The sequence below is a fragment of the Pseudomonas sp. SB113 genome, from assembly GCF_040754745.1.
Lineage (GTDB): Bacteria > Pseudomonadota > Gammaproteobacteria > Pseudomonadales > Pseudomonadaceae > Aquipseudomonas > Aquipseudomonas grimontii.
Genome location: NZ_JBFMHW010000001.1, coordinates 574,334 through 595,657, shown reverse-complemented (window position 1 = coordinate 595,657; position 21,324 = coordinate 574,334). Strand labels below are relative to the sequence as shown.

Genomic DNA, 21,324 nt, shown 5'->3' with positions numbered 1-21,324 from the left:
AAGGGTCAACCGAGGCGTCTGGCGCACTCGGTTGGGGCGTTGCTGTTACTTATCTAGACTCACGCCGTAGAACGGCGTCAGCCCAAAGGGGCTGATCTTGAAGTCCTTCACTTCCTTTCGCAGGGGTTGGAAAACCGTCGAGTTCGCAATAGGTGTTATAGGTACTTGTTCCTTAAGGATTTTCTGTGCCTGTTGATACCACTTGATGCGTTGCTCGCGGTCGCTGCTGACCTTGGCCTGCTGCACCAGTTTGTCGTAGGCCGGGTTACACCATTTGGCGTAGTTGCTGCCCTTGACCGCAGCACAACTGTAGAGCACGCCGAGCCAGTTATCCGGGTCGCCATTGTCGCCGGTCCAGCCATAAATCATCGCATCGTGCTCGCCATTTTTGGCGCGCTTGATGTACTCGCCCCACTCATAGCTGACGATATTGGCCTTGATGCCAACTTTTTCCCAATCCTGCTGGATCATTTGCGCGGACATGCGCGCATTCGGGTTGGAGGCGCGTTGCACGGTCATCGCCCAGAGGTTGATGGTGGTGCCGGGGGCAATCCCTGCTTCTTTTAGTAGCGCGCGGGCTTTGGTCGGATCGTGCGGGGCATCCTTGATGGAGGGGTCATAAGACCACTGCGCCGGTGGCAGTGCGTTCTGCGCCAATTGTCCGGCGCTCTGGTACACCGCCTTGATGATCGCCGGCTTGTCGATGGCCATGTCCAGGGCCTGGCGGACCTTGAGTTGGTCCAACGGTGGGTGGGTCACGTTGTAGGCCAGGAAGCCCAGGTTGAACCCGGGTTGCTGCAGTACACGCAGGTTGGGGTCCTGTTTCATCACTTCGATGTCCGACGGGCGCGGGTAGCCGCTGACCTGGCATTCGCCGGCCTTGAGTTTTTGCAGGCGCGACGCCGCATCCGGGGTGATGGCGAACACCAGGTTGTCGAGCTTCACATCCTCGGGCTTCCAATACTGTTTATTGGCCACGTAGCGGATTTGCGAGTCTTTCTGATAGCGCTTGAACACGAAGGGGCCAGTGCCGATCGGCTTCTGATTGATGTCTTCGGCCTTGCCTTCCTTTAGGAGTTGGGCGGCATATTCGGCCGATTGCACCGAGGCGAAACTCATTGCCAGGTTTTGCACGAAGGCCGCATCCACGTTGTTCAGGTTGAAACGCACGGTGTGGTCGTCGAGTTTGTCGACGCTCTTGATCGTGGTGTTCAAGCCCATGTCGGTGAAATAGGGTGACTCGGAAGGGTAGGCCTTGCGAAATGGGCTGTCGGCATCCAGCAGTCGGTTGAAGGTGAACAGCACGTCGTCTGCGTTGAAATCGCGGGACGGTTTGAAGAAATCGGTAGTGTGGAATTTGACCCCATTGCGCAGGTGGAAGGTATACGTCAGCCCGTCTGTGGACACCTCCCAACGGGTTGCAAGGCCAGGTTCGACTTCGGTACCGCCGCGCTTGAACTGGGTCAGGCGGTTGAATACGGTTTCGGCGGACGCATCAAAGTCGGTGCCGCTGGTGTACTGGCTGGGGTCGAAGCCGGCGGGGCTGGCTTCGGAGCAATAGACCAGGGTAGTGGCGGCCTGGGCCATTGGCATACAGGCTAGAAGTCCAGCGGCGAGGAGCAGCGGTTTGAAGGCGATTCTTTCCATGGAGACCCCTGAAGTGGCAGGCATATAAAAGCTGCCTAAACGAAAACGGCGGTCACCGAGGTTACCGCCGTTTATGGCGTATCAGGTAGGGTAAATCACGTTATCCACCGGTTCAGACGCTCATACCACAGAGGGTGTCGATACCTCTATTTTGGTCGGTGCGGATCGGTCGATGCTGAAACCTCCGCTGTCCAATTCGTTGCTCTCACGTATGGTGAAGGTTCTTGTACTGACAATATCCAGGTCTTTAACATTAATCATTACGTCATCGGCGATCTGCCTTAGCTGCCATTGAGTCATGGCCTTGACCGTATGAACCTGGCCAGCAGGGTCGTAATTGATGATGAAGTTCTTCTCCCTGGCACTTACGGAAAAACCCTCTTTAAGGGTCGGCGGCATTAGCTCGATGAGGGCCGGGAACGAACTCCCCTGGTGGGCGACTTCAGAGATGCGGGCGCGGAGCTCCGGGTTAGGAACCGTTTTCTCCAGGGTCGCGATCCTACGCTCGATGGTGTCTTCAAACGTCTCTCCCTGATAATCGATATTAGTCCGCACCTCCCCAGTGGGTTGTTTTGTGATTACGCTGTAGCGTTCCCGGTTCAAATCGGGGGCGAAGCTGGAAGAGTATTCACTGTCAGAGACGGAGATGGGTTGAGCCTTTTCCCCTGGGGAGACGGTAAATGCGCGATCGTCGATTTGCCATGAAGTGGTGAGCCTACGCTTTATGGTAGTGCCGTCCTGATAAAGGCTATTGTTGAAGAGGTAGTCAGTGTTTTCCTTGAAGTTGAGATAGTCGTCGAACTTTTCTGCGCTCTCGTTTTTCGAGCCGTCGGCCCGGAGAAAGCGCTCGGAAAACTTGGATAAACCTTTTGTTTCACTGCTGGGGATCTGCGAAGGCGTGCTCCTCCATGGCAGTCTGATACCTCCATCCGCCGTAGCGCGCACCCATTCACCGTCCGCGCCGAGGCCGACCCGCAGCGCCGGTTTTCCGGTTTTCGGGTTGATGATCTGCGTGACTTTTCCGCCGATCTTATAATCCGGCGCGATTTCGAACACCCTGCTGGTGGCGGTTTCATCGATACACCGGATGAACTGCCAGTACGCGCCTTCGCTGTCTTTGACTTGATAGACACCCTCTGCGTTGGGCGTGACGCCCTCGATGAACTGCTCGCCATTGGGCACCGCGTGCTCGCTCATTTTGACCAGGCTGGTGGAAGGTGGCTGTGGTGCGCTTTTTGGCACGCGTACGCCTGAACTAGTGCCCGGAACCGGTTCTTCCTGAAGGGAAGGTACGACCTCCGCACCTTCCGAGGTGGCCGGGGTTTCGAGGGGCTTTGGCAGTTCGCCTTCAGGTATGCCCAGGGGGCGGGCAGAGCCCTTCAGGCCCCCTACTGAAAACAAGACGTTAAGCAAACCGTCGAATGCCTTGGACGCGCCGTCCTCGCGTTCGGCGAGTGTATCGCCGGAGGAACTTTTTTCCTCACCGAGGGCCAGCTCAGCGAGCCCGGTGACCCCTGCGGCCGCGGCCACGGGCAGTGCGATGGGCGCCAGTTTGGCCAGCAGGCCGGCAGCCACAGTGATGTCGTTGAGCCAAGTATCCCGCGTCACCTCGCTGTTGGATTTGATCATGACGTCGGCATCGCTCGTCATCCGCGCTTTGCTGGATGAGGTCATTGCCGCGAACACATCGCCCTTGATGCTCGCCCGCTCGCCTTGGTAGGTCGGCTTGTCCAGCGTCCCGTTGGCGAGTTTTTCGAGGGTCGTGTCCAGGCCGTCTGTTTTGTCGCCGACATTCGTAAACCACAAGATAGGCATGAATACCTTCGCCGTGTGTACGAGGGTGCTGGCTTCATGGTCCTGGCGCGTGAGCAGCGGAAAGTGTGCGGCCAGGGCGGCGCGCTTTTTAGAAGCCTTGGTCTGATCGATGACCCACTCATCCAGTTTCTCCATGGAATCGAAGCGCAGAAACGCCGGCTCGGCCCCAGGGATGTAAAGGACTTGCCGACCATCGTTGGCATCGGTGAAGCGGAGAATGTCGTTGGACACAAAGCCCCTGATATTGAAGGCATGGGCCTGGACCGCACCTTTTTCAGGGGCTTCCGCCTTGAGCTGTTCGACGTTGAGCGGTGCATTTTCGTCGAGTGGAAGATTGGACACCGCGCCCATGACCAAGCGGTAGTCCTCCCGGGTGAACCGATGCTCGGGTGCTTGCAGCGCTTGCTCGGCCGGCGGCCTGGCGGCGGCTGTCTTCAGTTGTTTTCGAGCCTGGTAGGCGAACTCGCCTTTGATCGCTGTCTGGTAGTCCTTGCTGTGGGTGTTCCAGAAATCGTCTATTTTTTGCGTCATGACCGATTGGAAGTCGGTTTTCCAGCTCGTATGCATAAGCGCCGAAGGGGCCAGCGGGAATTGGTTATGCGCACCGTAACCCACCGTTTTACTTTTACCTGGGCCGTCTATATATAAACCGGCTTCCGAGTCCAGATTGCCGGGGACCCAATCGTTTTCAGAGAAGTTCTTCAGCAATGCATCCGGCAGGCGCAGGGAGACAGTCGGCTCCTCGTCCATATGTTCCCAGCCGGTAGCGGTGGGAGCGCTTTGCGAGCCATTGAAACGGTTCACATAAAGGGTATCGGCATCCACGTGTTTGCCAGTCAGTTTGAAAATGACGGATTCCGCCCATTGTTTTGCTTGCGCACGCACGTTTGGCAGCGTCTCGGCAACCTCTACTGCCAGGTGTTTATAGGCCAATGCCTGGGGCGCCTGGGTATAAAACGTTTCGACACTGAGTTTGAGCTTTTCAAGGGCTTGCGTAGAGCGCTGGTTGGCCGGGCGCACGAGATCATCCGGCGGGATGGGGTCGAAGGCGTGGTTGTGTTCCAGGCGCCTGATTTGCGTCCTCGCCTCGGCCAGTGAGGTCGGAAGGCGTTCACCCTGGAAGTTGGCGACCAGCCCTGCGCGGACTTGTATGGAGTCGTCGCCGAAGCGCACCTGCAACCGCTCGACAGTTCCCGGCGCAATGACGTTGGCAGCTTCAAGAAGCGGGCGGCTAATTTGGCCCCAGCCGGAGTTGTCCGTGAGGGAGAAGGTTTTCACTTTCCCGTCCGCTGCGGCTGTCAGCGTGCCTGTGCGGGGGTTGACGGTTAAAATCGTGGTCTGGTCGATCTTCTGATCGTGCATCCAGCCTTGGACCACAGGGTGTTGCAATTGCGTCCGATACACCTCGAGCCACTGGCCCAAATTGCTCTGGGGGGGGACTTTTATAAGTGTGGGATTGTTACCCAGCACTTTGCTCTGCACCGCTGCCAGGTAGTTGTTAAGCAGCGCTGTTTCGTGAGGGGACGTCGACAGCTCAGGATTGTCTTGCGGTGCCCGCGTGATGGCTGATTCGGTGTTCGTTGTCGAACCGTTTGAAAGAGGATTGATGTGTTGTCGAACAGGCGAGGTGGTAGTGCTGGGAGATGCGAGCATGGTTTTCAGTTCTCATGAAGTAAATAAATACCGCCACAGCACTCCCTGTTAGCTTTGGCGCTGGTTTGTGTAACGAAAACCGGGTGGTTGATTCCACCGAATATGCCGCTGGATATGACGTTGCCGTGTGGGCCAAGCGCAAAAAAGGCGCAAACCCGTGAGGGCTGCGCCTTTATTTTGTCGCGACAGGGGCTATTGCAAGACTTCGATCACCCCATCGGCACTCATGCTCACCTGGCTGGTACCTGCTTCTACTTCCGGCGTTGGCGCCGAATCCATCATGGCGGCTTTCATCATCATCCCGCCGCGCGCGTAGGGCTGTGGATAACCATTGGTGTTGAAGTTCAAGTTGACGATCTTGTAACCCTTGCCGCCCAGGGCGTCGGTGGCCAGTTGTGCGCGTGCTTTGAACGCGGCAACCGCGTCCTTGAGCAGGGCGTCTTCGCTGGCCTTGCGCGTGGTGTCGGCAATGGCGAAGTCCATGTTTTCCATTTTCAGGGTGTTGAGCAACTCGCCGGTGAGTTTGGACAGCGCCGGGAAGTCCGCGCTTTCCAGGCGCAGTTCGGCGCGCTCACGCCAGCCGGTGATCTTCTGGTTCTTGTTGTCGTAGATCGGGTAGCTGTTGCGACTGCCCTGGCGCAAGGTCACGCCGTTGACTTCGCGAGCCTGGCCGAGGGCCTTGTTCATGGTAGTGGTGATTTCTGCGGCGAGCTTGGCCGGGTCGGGGTTCTGGGACTCGGTGTAGAGGGTGACGATCATCTTGTCGCGCGCCACTTCCTGGCTGACCTCGGCGCGCAGGGAAATCTGGTTGTAATTCAGTGCATCGGCGGCCAGTGCCGGAAGGCTGGCCAGGGCGCTGGCGCTGAGGGTGAGAACGGCTGCACTGCGAATGAAACGAGACATGGAAGCTCCTTAGGGTGTTCGTATCGGTATGACTGTAGACGGTGGTATCGGGTTCTTCGGGTTTACGAATTAGAAAAAAAGTTTCAAGCGGCAAGCTGCAAGTTGACGGCGAAGAGGTTTCTTGCAGCTTTTGACTTGGGGCTTGCTGCCGCGGTGCCCATGCGTCAAAGAGCCACACACCCAATGTCCGAGGCGCCGCTTCGTTTATACTCCTGCCGATCCGCCTGCAGCGCTCATCGGGAGAGCTCATGCTCGCCGCCGTAAAACTGACTTCCGCCACCCGCCAGAACCTCTGGCGCCTGACGTTCATTCGCACCCTGGTACTGGCCGCACAGGCCGGTTCGGTCGGGCTCGCCTATTGGTTCGACCTGCTGCCGCTGCCCTGGCTGCAACTGGGCGTGACCTTGGGTTTCTCCATCGTGCTGTGTGTGTTTACCGCCATTCGGTTGCGCACCACGTGGCCGGTGACCGAGCTGGAATACGCCCTGCAATTGGCTTGCGACCTGTTTATCCACAGCGTGTTGCTGTATTTCTCCGGCGGTTCCACCAACCCGTTCGTTTCTTATTACCTGGTTCCACTGACCATTGCTGCGGTGACCTTGCCGTGGCGCTATTCGGTGGTACTGTCGGGTATCGCCCTGACCCTGTACACCCTGCTACTGGCGCGGTTCTATCCGTTGCAAACATTCCCCATTGCCCGCGAAAACCTGCAGATCTACGGGATGTGGCTGAGCTTTGCCCTGTCTGCCGCCGTGATCACTTTCTTTGCCGCGCGCATGGCCGAGGAGCTGCGCCGTCAGGAAGAGCTGCGTGCCATTCGCCGCGAAGAAGGCTTGCGTGACCAGCAACTGCTCGCCGTCGCCACCCAGGCCGCCGGCGCGGCTCACGAATTGGGCACGCCACTGGCGACCATGAGCGTGCTGCTCAACGAAATGACCCAGGACCATCACGACCCGGCGCTGCAAGAGGATCTCGGCGTACTGCGCGAACAGGTTAAGCAGTGCAAACAAACCTTGCAGCAACTGGTGCGCGCGGCTGAAGCCAATCGCCGCTTGGCGGTCGATATGCAGGACGTGACCCAGTGGCTCGACGAAGCCCTGAACCGCTGGCACCTGATGCGCCCCGAAGCCAGCTACCGTTTCCATTTGCTGGGGCAGGGCACTGTGCCGCGCCTGGCGCCACCGCCGGACCTGACCCAAGCCTTGCTCAACCTGCTCAACAACGCCGCCGACGCCTGCCCCGAAGGCCTGGAAGTCCGGCTGGATTGGGATGTGGATGACCTGACGATCAGCATTCGCGACCACGGCGCAGGCGTGCCGCTGGCGATTGCCGAGCAGATCGGCAAACCTTTCTTTACCACCAAGGGCAAAGGCTTCGGCCTGGGCCTGTTTTTGAGCAAGGCCAGCGTGACCCGCGCGGGCGGCTCAGTGAAGCTCTATAGTCATGAGGAAGGCGGCACGCTCACCGAGCTGCGCCTGCCCCGTGTCGCACGAGGAGATATCGATGAGTGACGAGATCCAAGTCGAAGGCGAAGAACTGCCGCACCTGTTGCTGGTAGATGATGACGCCACGTTTACCCGCGTGATGGCGCGCGCCATGAGCCGTCGCGGCTTTCGCGTGAGTACTGCAGGCTCCGCCGAGGAAGGACTGACCATCGCCCAGGCCGACTTGCCGGACTATGCCGCGCTCGACCTGAAAATGGACGGCGACTCCGGCCTGGTGCTGTTGCCCAAACTGCTGGAACTCGACCCGGAAATGCGCGTGGTGATCCTCACCGGTTACTCCAGCATCGCCACTGCCGTCGAAGCCATCAAGCGCGGTGCCTGCAACTACCTGTGCAAGCCGGCGGATGCCGATGACGTACTGGCTGCGTTGCTGTCCGAGCACGCCGACCTCGACACCCTGGTGCCGGAAAACCCGATGTCGGTGGACCGCTTGCAGTGGGAACATATCCAGCGCGTACTCACCGAACACGAAGGCAACATCTCCGCCACTGCCCGCGCCCTGGGCATGCACCGCCGCACCCTGCAACGCAAGCTGCAAAAGCGCCCGGTACGACGCTGAACCTGGGCTGAACAACCCGCTTCAGGCCGCACGGATACCTGAACCGATCATCTATGATCGGTTCAAACGCCTGTCACCTCCCTCCTATCGAGCCTGAACGATGAATCAGAACGCTGAGTATTCCGCGGTCAACGACGCGGTGCGTGGGCAATTTTTTCGCCGAACGTGGGCGATGATCACGCCTTATTGGCGCAGTGAAGAGAAGGGCAAGGCCTGGTTGTTGCTCGCAGTGGTGATCGGCCTGTCGCTGTTCAGCGTGGCCATTTCCGTGTGGCTTAACCACTGGTACAAGGATTTCTATAACGCTCTGGAAAAGAAGGACACCGCCGCCTTCTGGCAGCAGATCGTTTATTTCTGTGGTATCGCCACGGTGGCGATTCTCGGCGCGGTCTACCGCCTCTACCTCACGCAGATGCTGACCATTCGCTGGCGCGCATGGCTGACCGAAAAGTACTTTGCCCGCTGGCTTGGCAACAAGAACTACTACCAACTGGAGCAGGGCGGCTACACCGATAACCCGGACCAGCGGATTTCCGAAGACCTCAATAGCTTTACCTCGAACACCTTAAGCCTTGGCCTGGGCCTGCTGCGCAATGTGGTCAGCCTGGTGTCATTCTCGATCATCCTGTGGGGCGTTTCGGGCAGCATCGAAGTATTCGGGATCACCATCCCCGGCTATATGTTCTGGTGTGCACTGGTCTATGCCGGGGTCGGCAGTTGGTTGACCCATCTGATCGGTCGGCGTTTGATCGGCTTGAGCAACCAACAACAACGTTTCGAAGCGGACCTGCGTTTCTCGATGGTACGGGTGCGGGAGAATGCCGAGAGCATCGCCCTGTACAACGGCGAGCCCAATGAGAATCAGCGTTTGAGTGCGCGGTTCGGGAAGGTCTGGCATAACTACTGGGACATCATGAAGGTGTCCAAGCGCCTGACGTTCTTTACCGCCGGCTACGAACAGATTGCGATCGTGTTTGCGTTTATCGTGGCTGCCCCGCGCTATTTCTCCGGCAAGATCGAGCTGGGCGAGTTGATGCAAATCAACTCGGCGTTCGGCAATGTCCAAGGCAACTTCAGCTGGTTTATCAGCGCGTACGCCGACCTGGCCAGCTGGCGCGCGACCAGCGACCGTCTGCTGAGTTTTCAGCAGGCCATGAGTGAGAACGAGCAACGCCCAGCCGCCATTGATGTGAGCGCGGAGGGCGAGCGTCTTGTGGTGCAAGGGCTGGGCATGAACCTGGCGGATGGTCGTCACCTGCTCACCGATGCCAACATGATCGTTGAGCCGGGTCAGCGGGTCATGCTCAGCGGCCGCTCCGGCAGCGGCAAAAGTACCCTGCTGCGTGCGATGGGGCATCTCTGGCCTGCGGGTCACGGCAGCATTCGCCTGCCGGCCAAACGTTACCTGTTCCTGCCGCAGAAGCCCTACCTGCCAATCGGCACCCTGAAGGCCGTGTTGAGTTATCCACAGGACGACAGCGTCTACTCGGCAGAACGTTATGCACAGGTCCTGCAAACCTGTCGCCTGCCGCACCTGGTGGCGCGCCTGGATGAAGCCAACCACTGGCAACGCATGCTCTCGCCGGGCGAACAACAGCGCCTGGCCTTTGCCCGTGCCCTGTTGTTCGCACCGCAGTGGCTGTATATGGACGAGGCCACTTCAGCCATGGATGAAGAGGATGAAGCGACGCTGTATCAAGCGTTGATCGATGAGTTGCCGGGGTTGAGCATCGTCAGTGTCGGGCATCGCAGCAGCCTCAAGCGCTTCCATGGACGGCATGTGCGGATCGAGGGCGGTTGGTTGCAAGAACAAACCATGTCCTGAAGAGTGAGGCCCAATAAAAAGCCCGGTTGATCATCGATCAACCGGGCTTTTTTATTGCTTGAAAATAACTTACTTCTTCAAGCCGTAATGCTCATCCAGCATGCCCGGGGCGTTCGGCGTTTTTGGCGCGTAGTCCCGAGGTGGTTCCTGGTTTTCCCGGGGTGGGGTCAGGCGTTCCCGTGGAGTTTGCGGTGCATCGGAATGCAGCGCGGCCAGCAGACGCTGACGGGTGATGTCGTCGAGGGCCAGGCGGTTTGCGCCATCGGCGAGGTGATCCTGTACTTCCTGGTAGCTCTGGGTGAGTTTCTTGACCAGGGTCGCGGTGCTGTTGAAGTGGGTAACAACCTCGTTCTGATAACTGTCAAAACGTTCCTGAATGTCATCCAACTGACGCTGCGTGCGGTTAGGCGCGGCATTCGGCAGCAGGCGGGCAACCAGGAATCCAATGGCGACACCGGCAACCAAGGCGAGAGTCGGCAACAACCAAACTAAGAGCGAGTGTTCCACGAGTCCTTCCTCTATAAACGGCTTTGCTTTACGTTAACGGCTCAAACCTGCGCTGTATACCGCGATTAAGCTCGCAATGATGCCATGCACAGACTTTTAGCTAGACGAGTCGACCCTTTGAGAGGTCACGGAGTTCATTCCTTGCTCATGCGTGAAACCCCCGTTTTGATCGATGGCCCTGTAGGCCAATTGGAAGCCCTGTACCTGGATCACCCCGAGCCACGTGGCCTGGCGCTGATCTGCCACCCTAATCCGGTGCAGGGCGGGACCATGCTCAATAAAGTCGTTTCGACCCTGCAACGCACCGCCCGCGATGCTGGTTTGATCACGTTGCGTTTTAATTATCGCGGTGTCGGCGCCAGTGCCGGCAGCCACGACATGAGCACCGGTGAAGTGGACGATGCCGAAGCGGCTGCCACCTGGTTGCGGGAAAAGCATCCCGAACTGCCGATCACCTTGCTCGGTTTTTCCTTTGGCGGTTACGTCGCAGCCAGCCTCGGCGGTCGCCTGGAAGCCAAGGGCGAAAAGCTGGCCCACCTGTTCATGGTCGCTGCTGCGGTGATGCGCTTGCGCGACACTGATGTGCTGCCCCAAGGCTGTCCGTTGACCCTGATCCAACCGGAAACCGACGAAGTGGTCGACCCGCAACTCGTCTACGACTGGTCCGCCGCCTTGAAACGCCCCCATGAGCTGCTGAAAGTGGCAGAATGCGGGCACTTTTTTCATGGCAAGCTCACCGATCTCAAGGATCTGGTGCTGCCGCGCCTCTCGAATTGATAGCAGTCTGATAAGCGATTACCCATGACGACTCGTACCCGTATCCTCACCGGCATCACCACCACCGGCACGCCGCACCTGGGCAACTACGCCGGTGCGATCCGCCCGGCGATCCTTGCCAGCCAGGACGCCAATGCCGACTCCTTCTACTTCCTGGCCGACTACCACGCCTTGATCAAATGCGATGACCCGCAGCGCATCCAGCGCTCGCGCATGGAAATCGCCGCGACCTGGCTGGCTGGTGGCCTGGATGTGAACCGGGTGACCTTTTATCGTCAGTCCGACATCCCGGAAATCCCCGAGCTGACCTGGCTGCTGACCTGCGTGGCTGCCAAGGGCCTGCTCAACCGCGCCCATGCCTACAAGGCCTCGGTGGACAAGAACGTGGAGACCGGCGAAGACCCGGATGCGGGCATCACCATGGGCCTGTACAGCTACCCGGTGCTGATGGCGGCGGACATCCTGATGTTCAACGCGCACAAGGTGCCGGTGGGTCGCGACCAGATCCAGCACGTAGAAATGGCCCGCGACATCGGCCAGCGCTTCAACCACCTGTTCGGCAACGGTAAAGAGTTCTTCACCATGCCCGAGGCGTTGATCGAAGAAAGCGTTGCCACCTTGCCGGGCCTGGATGGCCGCAAGATGTCCAAGAGCTACGACAACACTATCCCGTTGTTCACCAGCGCCAAGGACATGAAGGACGCGATCTCGCGGATCGTCACCGACTCCCGCGCGCCCGGCGAAGCCAAGGATCCGGACAACTCGCACTTGTTTACCCTTTACCAGGCGTTCGCGACCAAGGCCCAGGAAGAAGAATTTCGCGGCGAGCTGCTGCAAGGCCTGGGCTGGGGCGAGGCGAAGAGCCGTCTGTTCCAGCTGCTGGACAGCCAGCTGGGCGAAGCGCGCGAGCGTTACCACCAGTTGATGTCGCGCCCGTCGGACATGGAGGACCTGTTGCAGGTCGGCGCCAAGAAGGCTCGTGCGGTGGCGGCACCCTTCCTGGCTGAACTGCGGGAAGCGGTGGGCCTGCGTTCGTTCGTCAACCAGGCTGCGGCGCCGGTCGCGACCAAGAAGAAGGCCGCGAAAGCCGCGCGTTTCGTGAGCTTCCGTGAAGCTGACGGCAGCTTCCGCTTCCGCCTGTTGGCCGCCGATGGCGAGCAATTGCTGCTGTCGCGCAACTTTGCCGATGGTAAAGCGGCCGGCGCGGTGACCAAGCAACTGCAAAGTGGCGCTGCGCTGGACGTACGCACCGACGCCCTGAGCTTCAGCGTATGGCTGGACGGTGCCGCAGTGGCCGACAGCGCCGAGTTCGCCGATGGTGCATCACGTGATGCCGCCGTCGAAGCCTTGCGTATTGCGTTGACCCCAATCGAGGATTAACCCGACCAAGGGTTGATTGCCATTATCCAGGGCCGTCGTTACAGTGACGGCCCGTTTTTGTTGCCTTGCTAACGAAATTATGACGCCCCTAGAACGATACCAAGCTGATCTGAAACGCCCTGAATTCTTCCATGACGCGGCCCAGGAAACGGCGGTGCGTCATTTGCAGCGCCTGTACGACGATCTGGTCGCGGCCTCGCAAAGCAAGCCGGGGGTGCTCAGCAAGCTGTTTGGCAAGAAAGACCGCACGCCGGTCAAAGGCTTGTATTTCTGGGGCGGTGTAGGCCGAGGCAAGACCTACCTGGTTGATACGTTCTTTGAAGCGCTGCCCTTCAAGGAAAAGGTCCGTACTCACTTCCACCGCTTCATGAAGCGCGTGCACGAAGAGATGAAGACCCTGCCGGGCGAGAAAAACCCGCTGACCATCATTGCCAAGCGTTTCTCCGACGAAGCGCGGGTCATCTGCTTCGATGAGTTCTTCGTCTCCGATATCACCGATGCCATGATCCTCGGCACCCTGATGGAAGAGCTGTTCAAGAACGGCGTGACCCTGGTCGCCACCTCGAACATCGTGCCCGACGGCTTGTACAAGGACGGCCTGCAACGCGCGCGCTTCCTGCCGGCCATCGCGCTGATCAAGCAGAACACCGAGATCGTCAACGTCGACAGCGGCGTCGACTACCGTCTGCGGCACCTCGAGCAAGCCGAGTTGTTCCACTTCCCGCTGAACGAAGCGGCGCATGAAAGCCTGCGCAAAAGCTTCCGCGCCCTCACGCCGGAATGCACCCAGGCGGTGGAAAACGACAAGCTGATGATCGAGAACCGCGAAATCATCGCCCTGCGTACCTGCGATGACGTGGCCTGGTTCGAATTCCGCCAACTGTGCGACGGCCCGCGCAGCCAGAACGACTACATCGAACTGGGCAAGATCTTCCACGCGGTGATCCTCAGCGGCGTGGAGCAGATGAGCGTCACCACCGACGACATCGCGCGACGGTTTATCAACATGGTCGACGAGTTCTACGACCGTAACGTCAAGTTGATCATCTCGGCGGAAGTCGAGCTCAAGGATCTGTATACCGGCGGTCGCTTGAACTTCGAGTTCCAGCGCACCTTGAGCCGCTTGCTGGAAATGCAGTCCCACGAGTTCCTGTCGCGCGGGCACAAACCTTAAGAACGATGCAGGTCAAATGTGGGAGGGGGCTTGCCCCCGATAGCGGTCTTTCAGTAACAGATGCACTGACTGATCCACCGCTATCGGGAGCAAGCCCCCTCCCACATTTGCTACGCGGCCTGTTGGAACTGTTGCCGATATTGGTTCGGTGACAGCTCCGTGTGCTGCCTGAACAACCGCGCAAAGAAACTTGCATCGTCGTAACCCACCTCATAACTGATGGTCTTGATGCTCTTGCGGCTGCCCGAGAGCAGGCCCTTGGCCGTCTCGATACGCAGTCGTTGCAGGTAATGCAGCGGCTTGTCGCCGGTGGCGGTCTGGAAGCGGCGCATGAAGTTGCGGATGCTCATGCCGTGTTCCCGGGCGACGTCTTCGAAGCGGAATTTGTCGGCGAAGTGCTCTTCGAGCCAATGCTGGATCTGCAGGATGATCACGTCCTGGTGAAGCTTCTGGCCGCCAAAACCGATGCGTCCGGGTGAATAGCTGCGCTGCACTTCGTAGAGGATGTCGCGGGCCACGGCCTGGGCGATGTTGGCGCCGCAGAAGCGTTCGATCAGGTAGATATAGAGGTCGCACGCCGAGGTGGTACCGCCGGCGCAATACAGGTTGTCGGCGTCGGTGAGGTGTTTGTCCTGATTGAGCTGGACCCTGGGGAAGCGTTCGCTGAAGGCGTTGAAGAAACGCCAGTAGGTGGTCGCCTCCTTGCCATCGAGCAGGCCGGCTTCGGCCAGCCAGAACACCCCGGTGGCTTCGCCGCAGAGTACGGCGCCGCGTGCGTGTTGTTCGCGCAGCCAAGGCAGCACTTGCGGGTAGCGCGAGCACAGGGCGTCGAAGTCATCCCAGAAGGCCGGTAGTACGATGATGTCGGCGTCTTCCAGGCCGCCATCCACCGGCATGATCACATCACTGAAGCTGCACACCGATTTTCCGTCGGGGCTCACCAGGCGGGTTTCGAACGCTGGGGTCAGGCCCAGGCCTTGCTGTTTGCCATAACGCAGGCTGGCGAGATGGAAGAAATCCTTGGCTTGCATCAGGGTAGAAGCGAATACCCGATCAATCGCCAAAATGCTGACGCGCCGCAACGGCGTGGAGATTTGGTTAGACATAATTTCATTTATTCTTATAGGGGAAAGTGGTCACCAGACGGCTGGATCGTCTTATTTTTTGTCGCATGTGTCCAGTGTCCTGTGAGGCCATCGGGGCATAGGCTCTGTGGGCTCGTCCTTGTCCGACAATCCACGCAGGTGACCCATGATTCCGAGAACCTTGTTCAGCCCGGAGCACGAACTCTTCCGCCAGAGCGTGCGCACTTTTCTTGAAAAAGACGCTGCACCGTTCCACGGGCAATGGGAGAAACAGGGCTACATCGACCGTAACCTGTGGAGCAAGGCGGGGGAGGCGGGGATGTTGTGTTCCCATCTGCCGGAGGAATATGGCGGGCTGGGTGCGGACTTTCTCTACAGCGCGGTGGTGATCGAGGAGATCAGCCGCCTGGGCCTGACGGGCATCGGCTTCTCCCTGCATTCGGACATTGTCGCGCCCTACATCCTGCATTACGGCAGTGAGGCGCTGAAGCACAAGTACCTGCCCAAGTTGATCTCCGGCGAGATGGTCACGGCCATCGCCATGACCGAGCCAGGTGCCGGGTCGGACTTGCAAGGGGTCAAGACCAGCGCCGTGCTGGACGGTGATGAGTACGTGATCAATGGCTCCAAGACCTTTATCACCAACGGGTACCTGGCTGAGCTGGTGATCGTGGTCGCCAAGACCGATCCCAAGGCCGGCGCCAAGGGCACCAGCCTGTTTCTGGTGGAGGCTGACACGCCTGGCTTCGCCAAGGGCAAGCGCCTGGAGAAGGTCGGCATGAAGGCCCAGGACACCTCGGAACTGTTCTTCCAGGACGTGCGGGTGCCCAAGGAAAACCTGCTGGGCCAGGCCGGCATGGGCTTCGCCTACTTGATGCAGGAGCTGCCTCAGGAGCGATTGACGGTGGCAATTAACGCACTGTCATCTGCTGAGGCTGCGTTGCAATGGACCCTGGAATACACCCGTGAGCGCAAGGCGTTCGGCAAGGCGATTGCCGACTTCCAGAACACCCGCTTTAAGCTGGCGGAGATGGCCACGGAGATTCAGATTGGCCGCGTGTTCGTCGATAAATGCATGGCGCTGCACCTGGAGGGCAAGCTGGATGTGCCCACCGCCGCGATGGCCAAGTACTGGGCCACGGACCTGCAGTGCAAGGTGCTCGATGAGTGCGTGCAGTTGCACGGCGGTTACGGGTTCATGTGGGAGTACCCGATTGCGCGAGCCTGGGCGGATGCGCGGGTGCAGCGGATTTATGCGGGGACCAACGAGATCATGAAGGAGATTATTGCGCGGGCGCTTTGATTTTTTGCTGGTCTTGAGTGCGTCATCGGGGGCAAGTCGAATCGTCGCACCGCCCCTCCCACATTGGAGTGCATTCCAAGTGTGGGAGGGGGTTGCCCCCGATAGCGGTCTACAGGTCAATCAAGGCGCAGGATTCGGATGATCCTTCTGAATCGCCTCAATCCCCTCCAATACCTCTTTCGACAGTTTCAGGTCGGCGCTGGCAATGTTGCTGTCCAACTGCTCCAGGCTCGTCGCCCCAATAATGTTGCTGGTCACGAACGGTTGCTGGGTCACGAACGCCAACGCCATCTGCGCCGGATCCAGGCCATGCTCCCGCGCCAGTGCCACATAACGGCTGCAGGCCGCTTCCGACTGCGGGTTGAAGTAGCGGCTGAAACGGCTGTACTCGGTCAGGCGCGCCTTGGCCGGGCGGGCGCCACCTTCGTACTTGCCGCTGAGCATGCCGAACGCCAGGGGCGAGTAAGCCAGCAGGCCGCACTGCTCACGAATGGCAATTTCCGCCAGGCCCACTTCAAAGCTTCGGTTGAGCAGGTTGTAGGGGTTCTGGATCGATACCGCACGCGTCCAGCCACGGGCTTCGGCCAGCGCCAGGAACTTCATGGTGCCCCATGGGGTTTCGTTGGACAGGCCGATATGGCGGATCTTGCCGGCCTTCACCTGTTCATCCAGCGCTTCGAGGGTTTCCTCCAGCGGGGTCAGGTCGTCTTCGTCCTTGTGCTTGTAGCTCAGTTGGCCGAAGAAGTTGGTGCTGCGCTCCGGCCAGTGCAACTGGTAGAGGTCGATCCAGTCGGTTTGCAGGCGCTTTAGGCTGGCGTCCAGGGCTTCGACGATGTGCTTGCGGTTGTGGCGCAGGTGGCCGTCGCGGATGTAGTCGATGGTGTTGCCGGGGCCGGCGATCTTGCTGGCGAGGATCCAGTCGGCACGGTCGCCACGGCTTTTGAAGTAATTACCGATGTAGCGTTCGGTGGTGGCGTAGGTGTCGGCCTTGGGCGGCACCGGGTACATTTCCGCGGTGTCGAGGAAGTTGATCCCTGCGGCCTTGGCCCGTTCGATCTGCGCGAAGGCCTCTGCCTCGCTGTTTTGCTCGCCCCAGGTCATGGTGCCCAAGGCTATCGCGCTCACGTTCAGATCCGTACGGCCCAGCTGTCGATAATCCATCGGGTACTCCTTCAGGGAAAACAATCATAAAAGCAGGTTGAATTTTTTTTCGCAATCTGCATAATTGCCCACCTCTTTCTGCAGTGGAAGTGATGCGCCGCCTGCCGAAGAATCTTGCCGTTGAACGGACGCGCCGACCCGAGCCCCCGATAGCGTCTGTATCCGGCTGCCTTTGACTTGTCAAAGTAAGCACTATTCAGTAAGATCTGCCGTCTAATTTACAGGGCGGCCCCTGAGGCTATTAAAGAATGACAACTTTTACTGCAAAACCGGAAACAGTTCAGCGCGACTGGTTTGTCGTCGACGCCGCTGGTCAGACCCTGGGTCGTCTGGCCACTGAAGTCGCCAGCCGTCTGCGTGGCAAGCACAAGCCTGAGTACACCCCTCACGTTGACACCGGTGACTACATCGTGATCATCAACGCTGAGCAGGTACGTGTTACCGGCAACAAAGCGCAAGACAAAATGTACTACCGTCACTCCGGTTTCCCAGGCGGTATCAAGTCTTCCAACTTTGAAGGCCTGATCTCCAAGAAGCCTGAAGCCCCGATCGAAATCGCGGTCAAAGGCATGCTGCCGAAGGGCCCACTGGGTCGCGATATGTTTCGCAAGCTGAAAGTCTATGCGGGCGCTGTACACCCTCATGCTGCTCAGCAGCCCCAAGAACTGAAGTTTTAACGGAATAGTTCATTATGTCGGCGACTCAAAATTACGGCACTGGCCGTCGCAAAACCGCAACCGCACGCGTTTTCCTGCGTCCGGGCACTGGTAACATCTCGATCAACAACCGCACTCTGGACAACTTCTTCGGCCGCGAAACTGCCCGCATGGTAGTTCGTCAGCCGCTGGAATTGACCGAGACTGTTGAAAAGTTCGACATCTACGTCACCGTTATCGGTGGCGGTGTAAGTGGTCAAGCTGGCGCAATCCGCCACGGTATCACTCGCGCTCTGATGCAGTACGACGAAACCCTGCGTGGCGCTCTGCGCAAAGCTGGCTTCGTAACTCGCGATGCTCGTGAAGTTGAACGTAAGAAAGTCGGTCTGCGTAAAGCGCGTAAGCGTCCGCAGTACTCGAAGCGTTAATTCGCTTTACGTTCCACAAAAACGCCCAGCCTCCTTTATGGAGCTGGGCGTTTTTTATTGCCTGCGATTTATGCACATTTTTCACCGTGACAACTTGCCACATCCGTAGACCCCCTATACTACAAGGCCTGGAGGCGGAGGCCCGGGCAATTCCCTTGTCAGACGTGGGGCTTTTCATTACCATTCGGCAAAATTTTTATAAGTTCAGATTTAATACTTAGTAGACGCCTGATTTAACAGGCCAAAAAGCTGATGGGAGAGGACTGAATGAGCAATGACGGCGTGAATGCAGGCCGGCGTCGCTTCTTGGTAGCAGCCACATCCGTGGTGGGTGCTGCAGGAGCGGTGGGGGCTGCGGTCCCGTTCGTGGGGTCATGGTTTCCCAGTGCCAAGGCGAAAGCCGCAGGTGCACCGGTGAAGGTGAATATCAGCAAGATCGAACCAGGCCAGCAGATGATTGCTGAGTGGCGCGGCCAGCCGGTATTCATTGTTCGTCGTACTGAGGAAATCCTGGGAAATCTGAAAAAGATCGAAGGCCAGTTGTCTGACCCCAAATCTGAGAAATCCGACCAACCCGCCTACGCCAAAAACGAAGCACGTTCGATCAAGCCAGAGATTCTGCTGCTGGTCGGCCTGTGTACCCATTTGGGATGCTCACCTACCTTCCGCCCGGAAGTCGCCCCAGTCGATCTGGGTAAAGACTGGGTCGGTGGTTATTTCTGCCCCTGCCACGGTTCCCACTACGATCTGGCGGGTCGCGTCTACAAGTCCCAGCCCGCGCCCTTGAACCTGCCCGTGCCTCCGCATACCTACGAAACTGACGACCTCATTGTCATTGGCCTCGATAAGGAGAACGCGTGATGAGCAAGTTCATGGATTGGGTGGATGCGCGCTTCCCCGCCACTAAAATGTGGGAAGACCATCTCAGCAAGTATTACGCCCCGAAGAACTTCAACTTCTTCTACTTCTTTGGCTCCCTGGCACTGCTGGTGCTGGTCAACCAGATCGTCACCGGTGTCTGGCTGACGATGAGCTACACCCCGTCGGCGGAAGAGGCGTTTGCTTCCGTCGAATACATCATGCGTGACGTCGAGTACGGCTCGATCCTGCGCCTGCTGCACTCCACCGGCGCTTCAGCGTTCTTTATCGTGGTCTACCTGCACATGTTCCGTGGGTTGCTCTACGGTTCGTACCAGAAGCCCCGCGAGTTGGTGTGGGTGTTCGGCATGCTGATCTACCTGGCGCTGATGGCGGAAGCCTTCATGGGCTACTTGCTGCCATGGGGCCAGATGTCGTACTGGGGCGCGCAGGTGATCATCTCGCTGTTCGGTGCCATTCCGGTCATCGGCAACGACCTGACCCAGTGGATCCGTGGTGACTACCTGATCTCCGGCATCACCCTGAACCGCTTCTTCGCCCTGCACGTCGTGGCGCTGCCGATCGTGATCCTGGGCCTGGTGGTGCTGCACATCCTGGCGCTGCACGAAGTGGGCTCCAACAACCCGGATGGCGTGGACATCAAGAAGCACAAGGACGAGAACGGCATCCCGCTGGATGGCATTCCTTTCCACCCGTACTACACCGTGAAAGACATTGTCGGCGTGGTCGTGTTCCTCTTCGTGTTCTGCTCGATCGTGTTCTTTTTCCCGGAGATGGGGGGTTATTTCCTCGAGAAGCCCAACTTCGAACAGGCGAACGCCTTCAAGACACCTGAGCACATTGCCCCGGTCTGGTACTTCACACCGTTCTACGCGATCTTGCGGGCGATCCCCGACAAGCTCATGGGCGTAATCGCCATGGGCGCGGCCATTGCGGTGCTGTTCGTGTTGCCGTGGCTCGATCGAAGCCCGGTCAAGTCCATGCGCTACAAAGGCTGGCTGAGCAAAATATGGCTGTGGGTGTTCTGCATTGCATTCGTGATTCTGGGCGTGTTGGGCGTATTGGCGCCGACCCCTGAGCGTACGCTGCTGTCGCAGGTCTGCACCTTCCTGTACTTCGCCTACTTCATTCTGATGCCGTTCTACACCCGGCTCGAGAAGACCAAACCGGTTCCGGAAAGGGTGACTGGCTGATGAAAAAATTATTCGTTGCATTGATGCTTGCGGCGCTGCCGCTACTGTCCTTCGCCGCCGAGCATGGCCTTGAGCTGGAAAAAGTCGATATCGACGTGTCAGACAAGGCCGCGTTGCAGGATGGCGCTCGTACCTTCACCAACTACTGCATGGGCTGCCACAGCGCCAAGTTCCAGCGTTATGAGCGTGTCGCCGATGACCTGGGCATCCCCCATGAAGTGATGCTGGATAAGCTGGTGTTCACCGGCGCCAAAATCGGCGATCACATGACCATCGGCATGAAGCCGACAGACGCCAAGGCCTGGTTCGGTGCTGCACCGCCGGACCTGACCCTGGTGGCGCGCGTGCGCGGTACCGACTGGCTCTATGGCTACCTGAAGTCCTTCTATGAGGATCCTACGCGCCCTTACCAGGTGAACAACCGAGTATTCCCGAACGTCGGCATGCCTAACGTTCTGGTCGGCCTGCAAGGCAAGCAAGTGGTAGGATGCAAGCAGGTTCAGGTCGTTGAAGACGGCAAGAAGCAATATGATCCGTTGACCGGTACGCCTTTGACTCATGAAGCGTGCGATCAACTGAAGATAGAAACCCCTGGTTCGTTGACTGACGAGCAGTTTGACGAGAAGGTCAAGAATCTGGTGACCTTCCTGGCCTATTCGGCTAACCCGGTCAAACTGCAACACCAGCGCATCGGGACGTATGTCTTGCTGTACCTGGCTTTCTTCTTCGTATTCGCTTATCTGCTTAAGCGCGAATACTGGAAGGATGTGCATTGATCCAACCGTAAGCAATTGCTGTTAATCTTGCGCGCCCAGCGGCATCTCTAACCCGTAGCGATCTGGACTTTCCAGAGGCTGCAGAGATGCTTTCTGGG

Annotated in this window: 18 protein-coding genes; 12 read left to right on the top strand and 6 right to left on the bottom strand. The window is 58.6% G+C overall.

Going from position 1 to position 21,324, the window contains the following annotated elements:
- Positions 1–45 precede the first annotated feature (45 nt).
- From AB1462_RS02775 to AB1462_RS02765, 3 genes are all read right to left on the bottom strand, one after another.
- A complete protein-coding gene (locus tag AB1462_RS02775) occupies positions 46–1,647 on the bottom strand; it encodes an ABC transporter substrate-binding protein (RefSeq protein ID WP_367246107.1) in 1,602 nt (533 codons plus the stop codon).
- 120 nt (positions 1,648–1,767) lie between these two features.
- On the bottom strand, positions 1,768–5,115 hold the full coding sequence (locus tag AB1462_RS02770) for a DUF6543 domain-containing protein (RefSeq protein WP_367246106.1): 3,348 nt from the start codon (positions 5,113–5,115) through the stop codon (positions 1,768–1,770).
- A 192-nt stretch (positions 5,116–5,307) separates the two neighbouring features.
- A complete protein-coding gene (locus AB1462_RS02765; RefSeq protein ID WP_090409480.1) occupies positions 5,308–6,018 on the bottom strand; it encodes an SIMPL domain-containing protein in 711 nt (236 codons plus the stop codon).
- Positions 6,019–6,266: 248 nt separating this feature from the next.
- Here AB1462_RS02765 and AB1462_RS02760 point away from each other — a divergent pair, with 248 nt between their 5' ends.
- The 3 genes from AB1462_RS02760 (at position 6,267) to AB1462_RS02750 (ending at position 9,907) form a co-directional block, all read left to right on the top strand.
- Positions 6,267–7,529, top strand: coding sequence for an ATP-binding protein (locus AB1462_RS02760; RefSeq protein ID WP_090409478.1), 1,263 nt, complete (start codon positions 6,267–6,269; stop codon positions 7,527–7,529).
- On the top strand, positions 7,522–8,082 hold the full coding sequence (locus tag AB1462_RS02755) for a response regulator transcription factor (protein ID WP_003171731.1): 561 nt from the start codon (positions 7,522–7,524) through the stop codon (positions 8,080–8,082). Before AB1462_RS02760 ends, AB1462_RS02755 begins: the two co-directional genes overlap by 8 nt.
- A 100-nt stretch (positions 8,083–8,182) precedes the next feature.
- Complete coding sequence (locus tag AB1462_RS02750) at positions 8,183–9,907, top strand: ABC transporter ATP-binding protein/permease (protein WP_259192501.1); 1,725 nt, start codon at positions 8,183–8,185, stop codon at positions 9,905–9,907.
- 69 nt (positions 9,908–9,976) lie between these two features.
- On the opposite strand, the gene AB1462_RS02745 is transcribed toward AB1462_RS02750, so the two are convergent.
- Positions 9,977–10,414: a YhcB family protein gene (locus AB1462_RS02745; RefSeq protein ID WP_003171734.1), complete on the bottom strand. Its 438-nt coding sequence runs from the start codon at positions 10,412–10,414 to the stop codon at positions 9,977–9,979.
- Positions 10,415–10,561: 147 nt separating this feature from the next.
- On the opposite strand from AB1462_RS02745, the gene AB1462_RS02740 reads away from it, so the two are divergent.
- The 3 genes from AB1462_RS02740 (at position 10,562) to zapE (ending at position 13,745) form a co-directional block, all read left to right on the top strand.
- Positions 10,562–11,191, top strand: coding sequence for an alpha/beta fold hydrolase (locus AB1462_RS02740; protein ID WP_090409474.1), 630 nt, complete (start codon positions 10,562–10,564; stop codon positions 11,189–11,191).
- A gap of 24 nt (positions 11,192–11,215) precedes the next feature.
- The gene (locus tag AB1462_RS02735; protein WP_090409472.1) at positions 11,216–12,571 is read left to right on the top strand and encodes a tryptophan--tRNA ligase; all 1,356 of its coding nucleotides are present in this window, start codon (positions 11,216–11,218) and stop codon (positions 12,569–12,571) included.
- Positions 12,572–12,650: 79 nt separating this feature from the next.
- Entirely contained in the window at positions 12,651–13,745 is a 1,095-nt protein-coding gene (zapE, locus tag AB1462_RS02730; protein ID WP_367246105.1) for a cell division protein ZapE, read from the top strand.
- Between the two features lie 110 nt (positions 13,746–13,855).
- Here the strand turns inward: zapE and AB1462_RS02725 are convergent, their stop codons facing one another.
- On the bottom strand, positions 13,856–14,776 hold the full coding sequence (locus AB1462_RS02725; RefSeq protein WP_259192641.1) for a GlxA family transcriptional regulator: 921 nt from the start codon (positions 14,774–14,776) through the stop codon (positions 13,856–13,858).
- Positions 14,777–14,996: 220 nt separating this feature from the next.
- Here AB1462_RS02725 and AB1462_RS02720 point away from each other — a divergent pair, with 220 nt between their 5' ends.
- On the top strand, positions 14,997–16,133 hold the full coding sequence (locus AB1462_RS02720; RefSeq protein WP_090409466.1) for an acyl-CoA dehydrogenase family protein: 1,137 nt from the start codon (positions 14,997–14,999) through the stop codon (positions 16,131–16,133).
- A 120-nt stretch (positions 16,134–16,253) separates the two neighbouring features.
- On the opposite strand, the gene AB1462_RS02715 is transcribed toward AB1462_RS02720, so the two are convergent.
- Positions 16,254–17,294, bottom strand: a complete 1,041-nt coding sequence (locus tag AB1462_RS02715; protein WP_090409464.1) for an NADP(H)-dependent aldo-keto reductase — start codon at positions 17,292–17,294, stop codon at positions 16,254–16,256.
- 248 nt (positions 17,295–17,542) lie between these two features.
- Here AB1462_RS02715 and rplM point away from each other — a divergent pair, with 248 nt between their 5' ends.
- The 5 genes from rplM (at position 17,543) to AB1462_RS02690 (ending at position 21,226) form a co-directional block, all read left to right on the top strand.
- On the top strand, positions 17,543–17,971 hold the full coding sequence (gene rplM, locus AB1462_RS02710) for a 50S ribosomal protein L13 (protein WP_003171742.1): 429 nt from the start codon (positions 17,543–17,545) through the stop codon (positions 17,969–17,971).
- Positions 17,972–17,985: 14 nt separating this feature from the next.
- Positions 17,986–18,378, top strand: a complete 393-nt coding sequence (rpsI, locus tag AB1462_RS02705) for a 30S ribosomal protein S9 (RefSeq protein WP_003171743.1) — start codon at positions 17,986–17,988, stop codon at positions 18,376–18,378.
- Positions 18,379–18,645: 267 nt separating this feature from the next.
- Positions 18,646–19,239, top strand: coding sequence for a ubiquinol-cytochrome c reductase iron-sulfur subunit (gene petA / locus AB1462_RS02700; protein WP_027604843.1), 594 nt, complete (start codon positions 18,646–18,648; stop codon positions 19,237–19,239).
- Entirely contained in the window at positions 19,239–20,450 is a 1,212-nt protein-coding gene (locus AB1462_RS02695) for a cytochrome bc complex cytochrome b subunit (protein ID WP_003171746.1), read from the top strand. Before petA ends, AB1462_RS02695 begins: the two co-directional genes overlap by 1 nt.
- Positions 20,450–21,226, top strand: coding sequence for a cytochrome c1 (locus tag AB1462_RS02690; protein ID WP_259192493.1), 777 nt, complete (start codon positions 20,450–20,452; stop codon positions 21,224–21,226). The genes AB1462_RS02695 and AB1462_RS02690 overlap by 1 nt, the downstream gene beginning before the upstream one ends.
- The last annotated feature ends 98 nt before the right edge of the window (positions 21,227–21,324 follow it).

Coding starts and splice junctions, on each gene's coding strand:
- AB1462_RS02775 (WP_367246107.1), bottom strand. CDS start 1,647: ATGGAAAGAATCGCCTTCAAACCGCTGCTCCTCGCCGCTGGACTTCTA.
- AB1462_RS02770 (WP_367246106.1), bottom strand. CDS start 5,115: ATGCTCGCATCTCCCAGCACTACCACCTCGCCTGTTCGACAACACATC.
- AB1462_RS02765 (WP_090409480.1), bottom strand. CDS start 6,018: ATGTCTCGTTTCATTCGCAGTGCAGCCGTTCTCACCCTCAGCGCCAGC.
- AB1462_RS02760 (WP_090409478.1), top strand. CDS start 6,267: ATGCTCGCCGCCGTAAAACTGACTTCCGCCACCCGCCAGAACCTCTGG.
- AB1462_RS02755 (WP_003171731.1), top strand. CDS start 7,522: ATGAGTGACGAGATCCAAGTCGAAGGCGAAGAACTGCCGCACCTGTTG.
- AB1462_RS02750 (WP_259192501.1), top strand. CDS start 8,183: ATGAATCAGAACGCTGAGTATTCCGCGGTCAACGACGCGGTGCGTGGG.
- AB1462_RS02740 (WP_090409474.1), top strand. CDS start 10,562: ATGCGTGAAACCCCCGTTTTGATCGATGGCCCTGTAGGCCAATTGGAA.
- AB1462_RS02735 (WP_090409472.1), top strand. CDS start 11,216: ATGACGACTCGTACCCGTATCCTCACCGGCATCACCACCACCGGCACG.
- zapE (WP_367246105.1), top strand. CDS start 12,651: ATGACGCCCCTAGAACGATACCAAGCTGATCTGAAACGCCCTGAATTC.
- AB1462_RS02725 (WP_259192641.1), bottom strand. CDS start 14,776: ATGCAAGCCAAGGATTTCTTCCATCTCGCCAGCCTGCGTTATGGCAAA.
- AB1462_RS02720 (WP_090409466.1), top strand. CDS start 14,997: ATGATTCCGAGAACCTTGTTCAGCCCGGAGCACGAACTCTTCCGCCAG.
- AB1462_RS02715 (WP_090409464.1), bottom strand. CDS start 17,294: ATGGATTATCGACAGCTGGGCCGTACGGATCTGAACGTGAGCGCGATA.
- rplM (WP_003171742.1), top strand. CDS start 17,543: ATGACAACTTTTACTGCAAAACCGGAAACAGTTCAGCGCGACTGGTTT.
- rpsI (WP_003171743.1), top strand. CDS start 17,986: ATGTCGGCGACTCAAAATTACGGCACTGGCCGTCGCAAAACCGCAACC.
- petA (WP_027604843.1), top strand. CDS start 18,646: ATGAGCAATGACGGCGTGAATGCAGGCCGGCGTCGCTTCTTGGTAGCA.
- AB1462_RS02695 (WP_003171746.1), top strand. CDS start 19,239: ATGAGCAAGTTCATGGATTGGGTGGATGCGCGCTTCCCCGCCACTAAA.
- AB1462_RS02690 (WP_259192493.1), top strand. CDS start 20,450: ATGAAAAAATTATTCGTTGCATTGATGCTTGCGGCGCTGCCGCTACTG.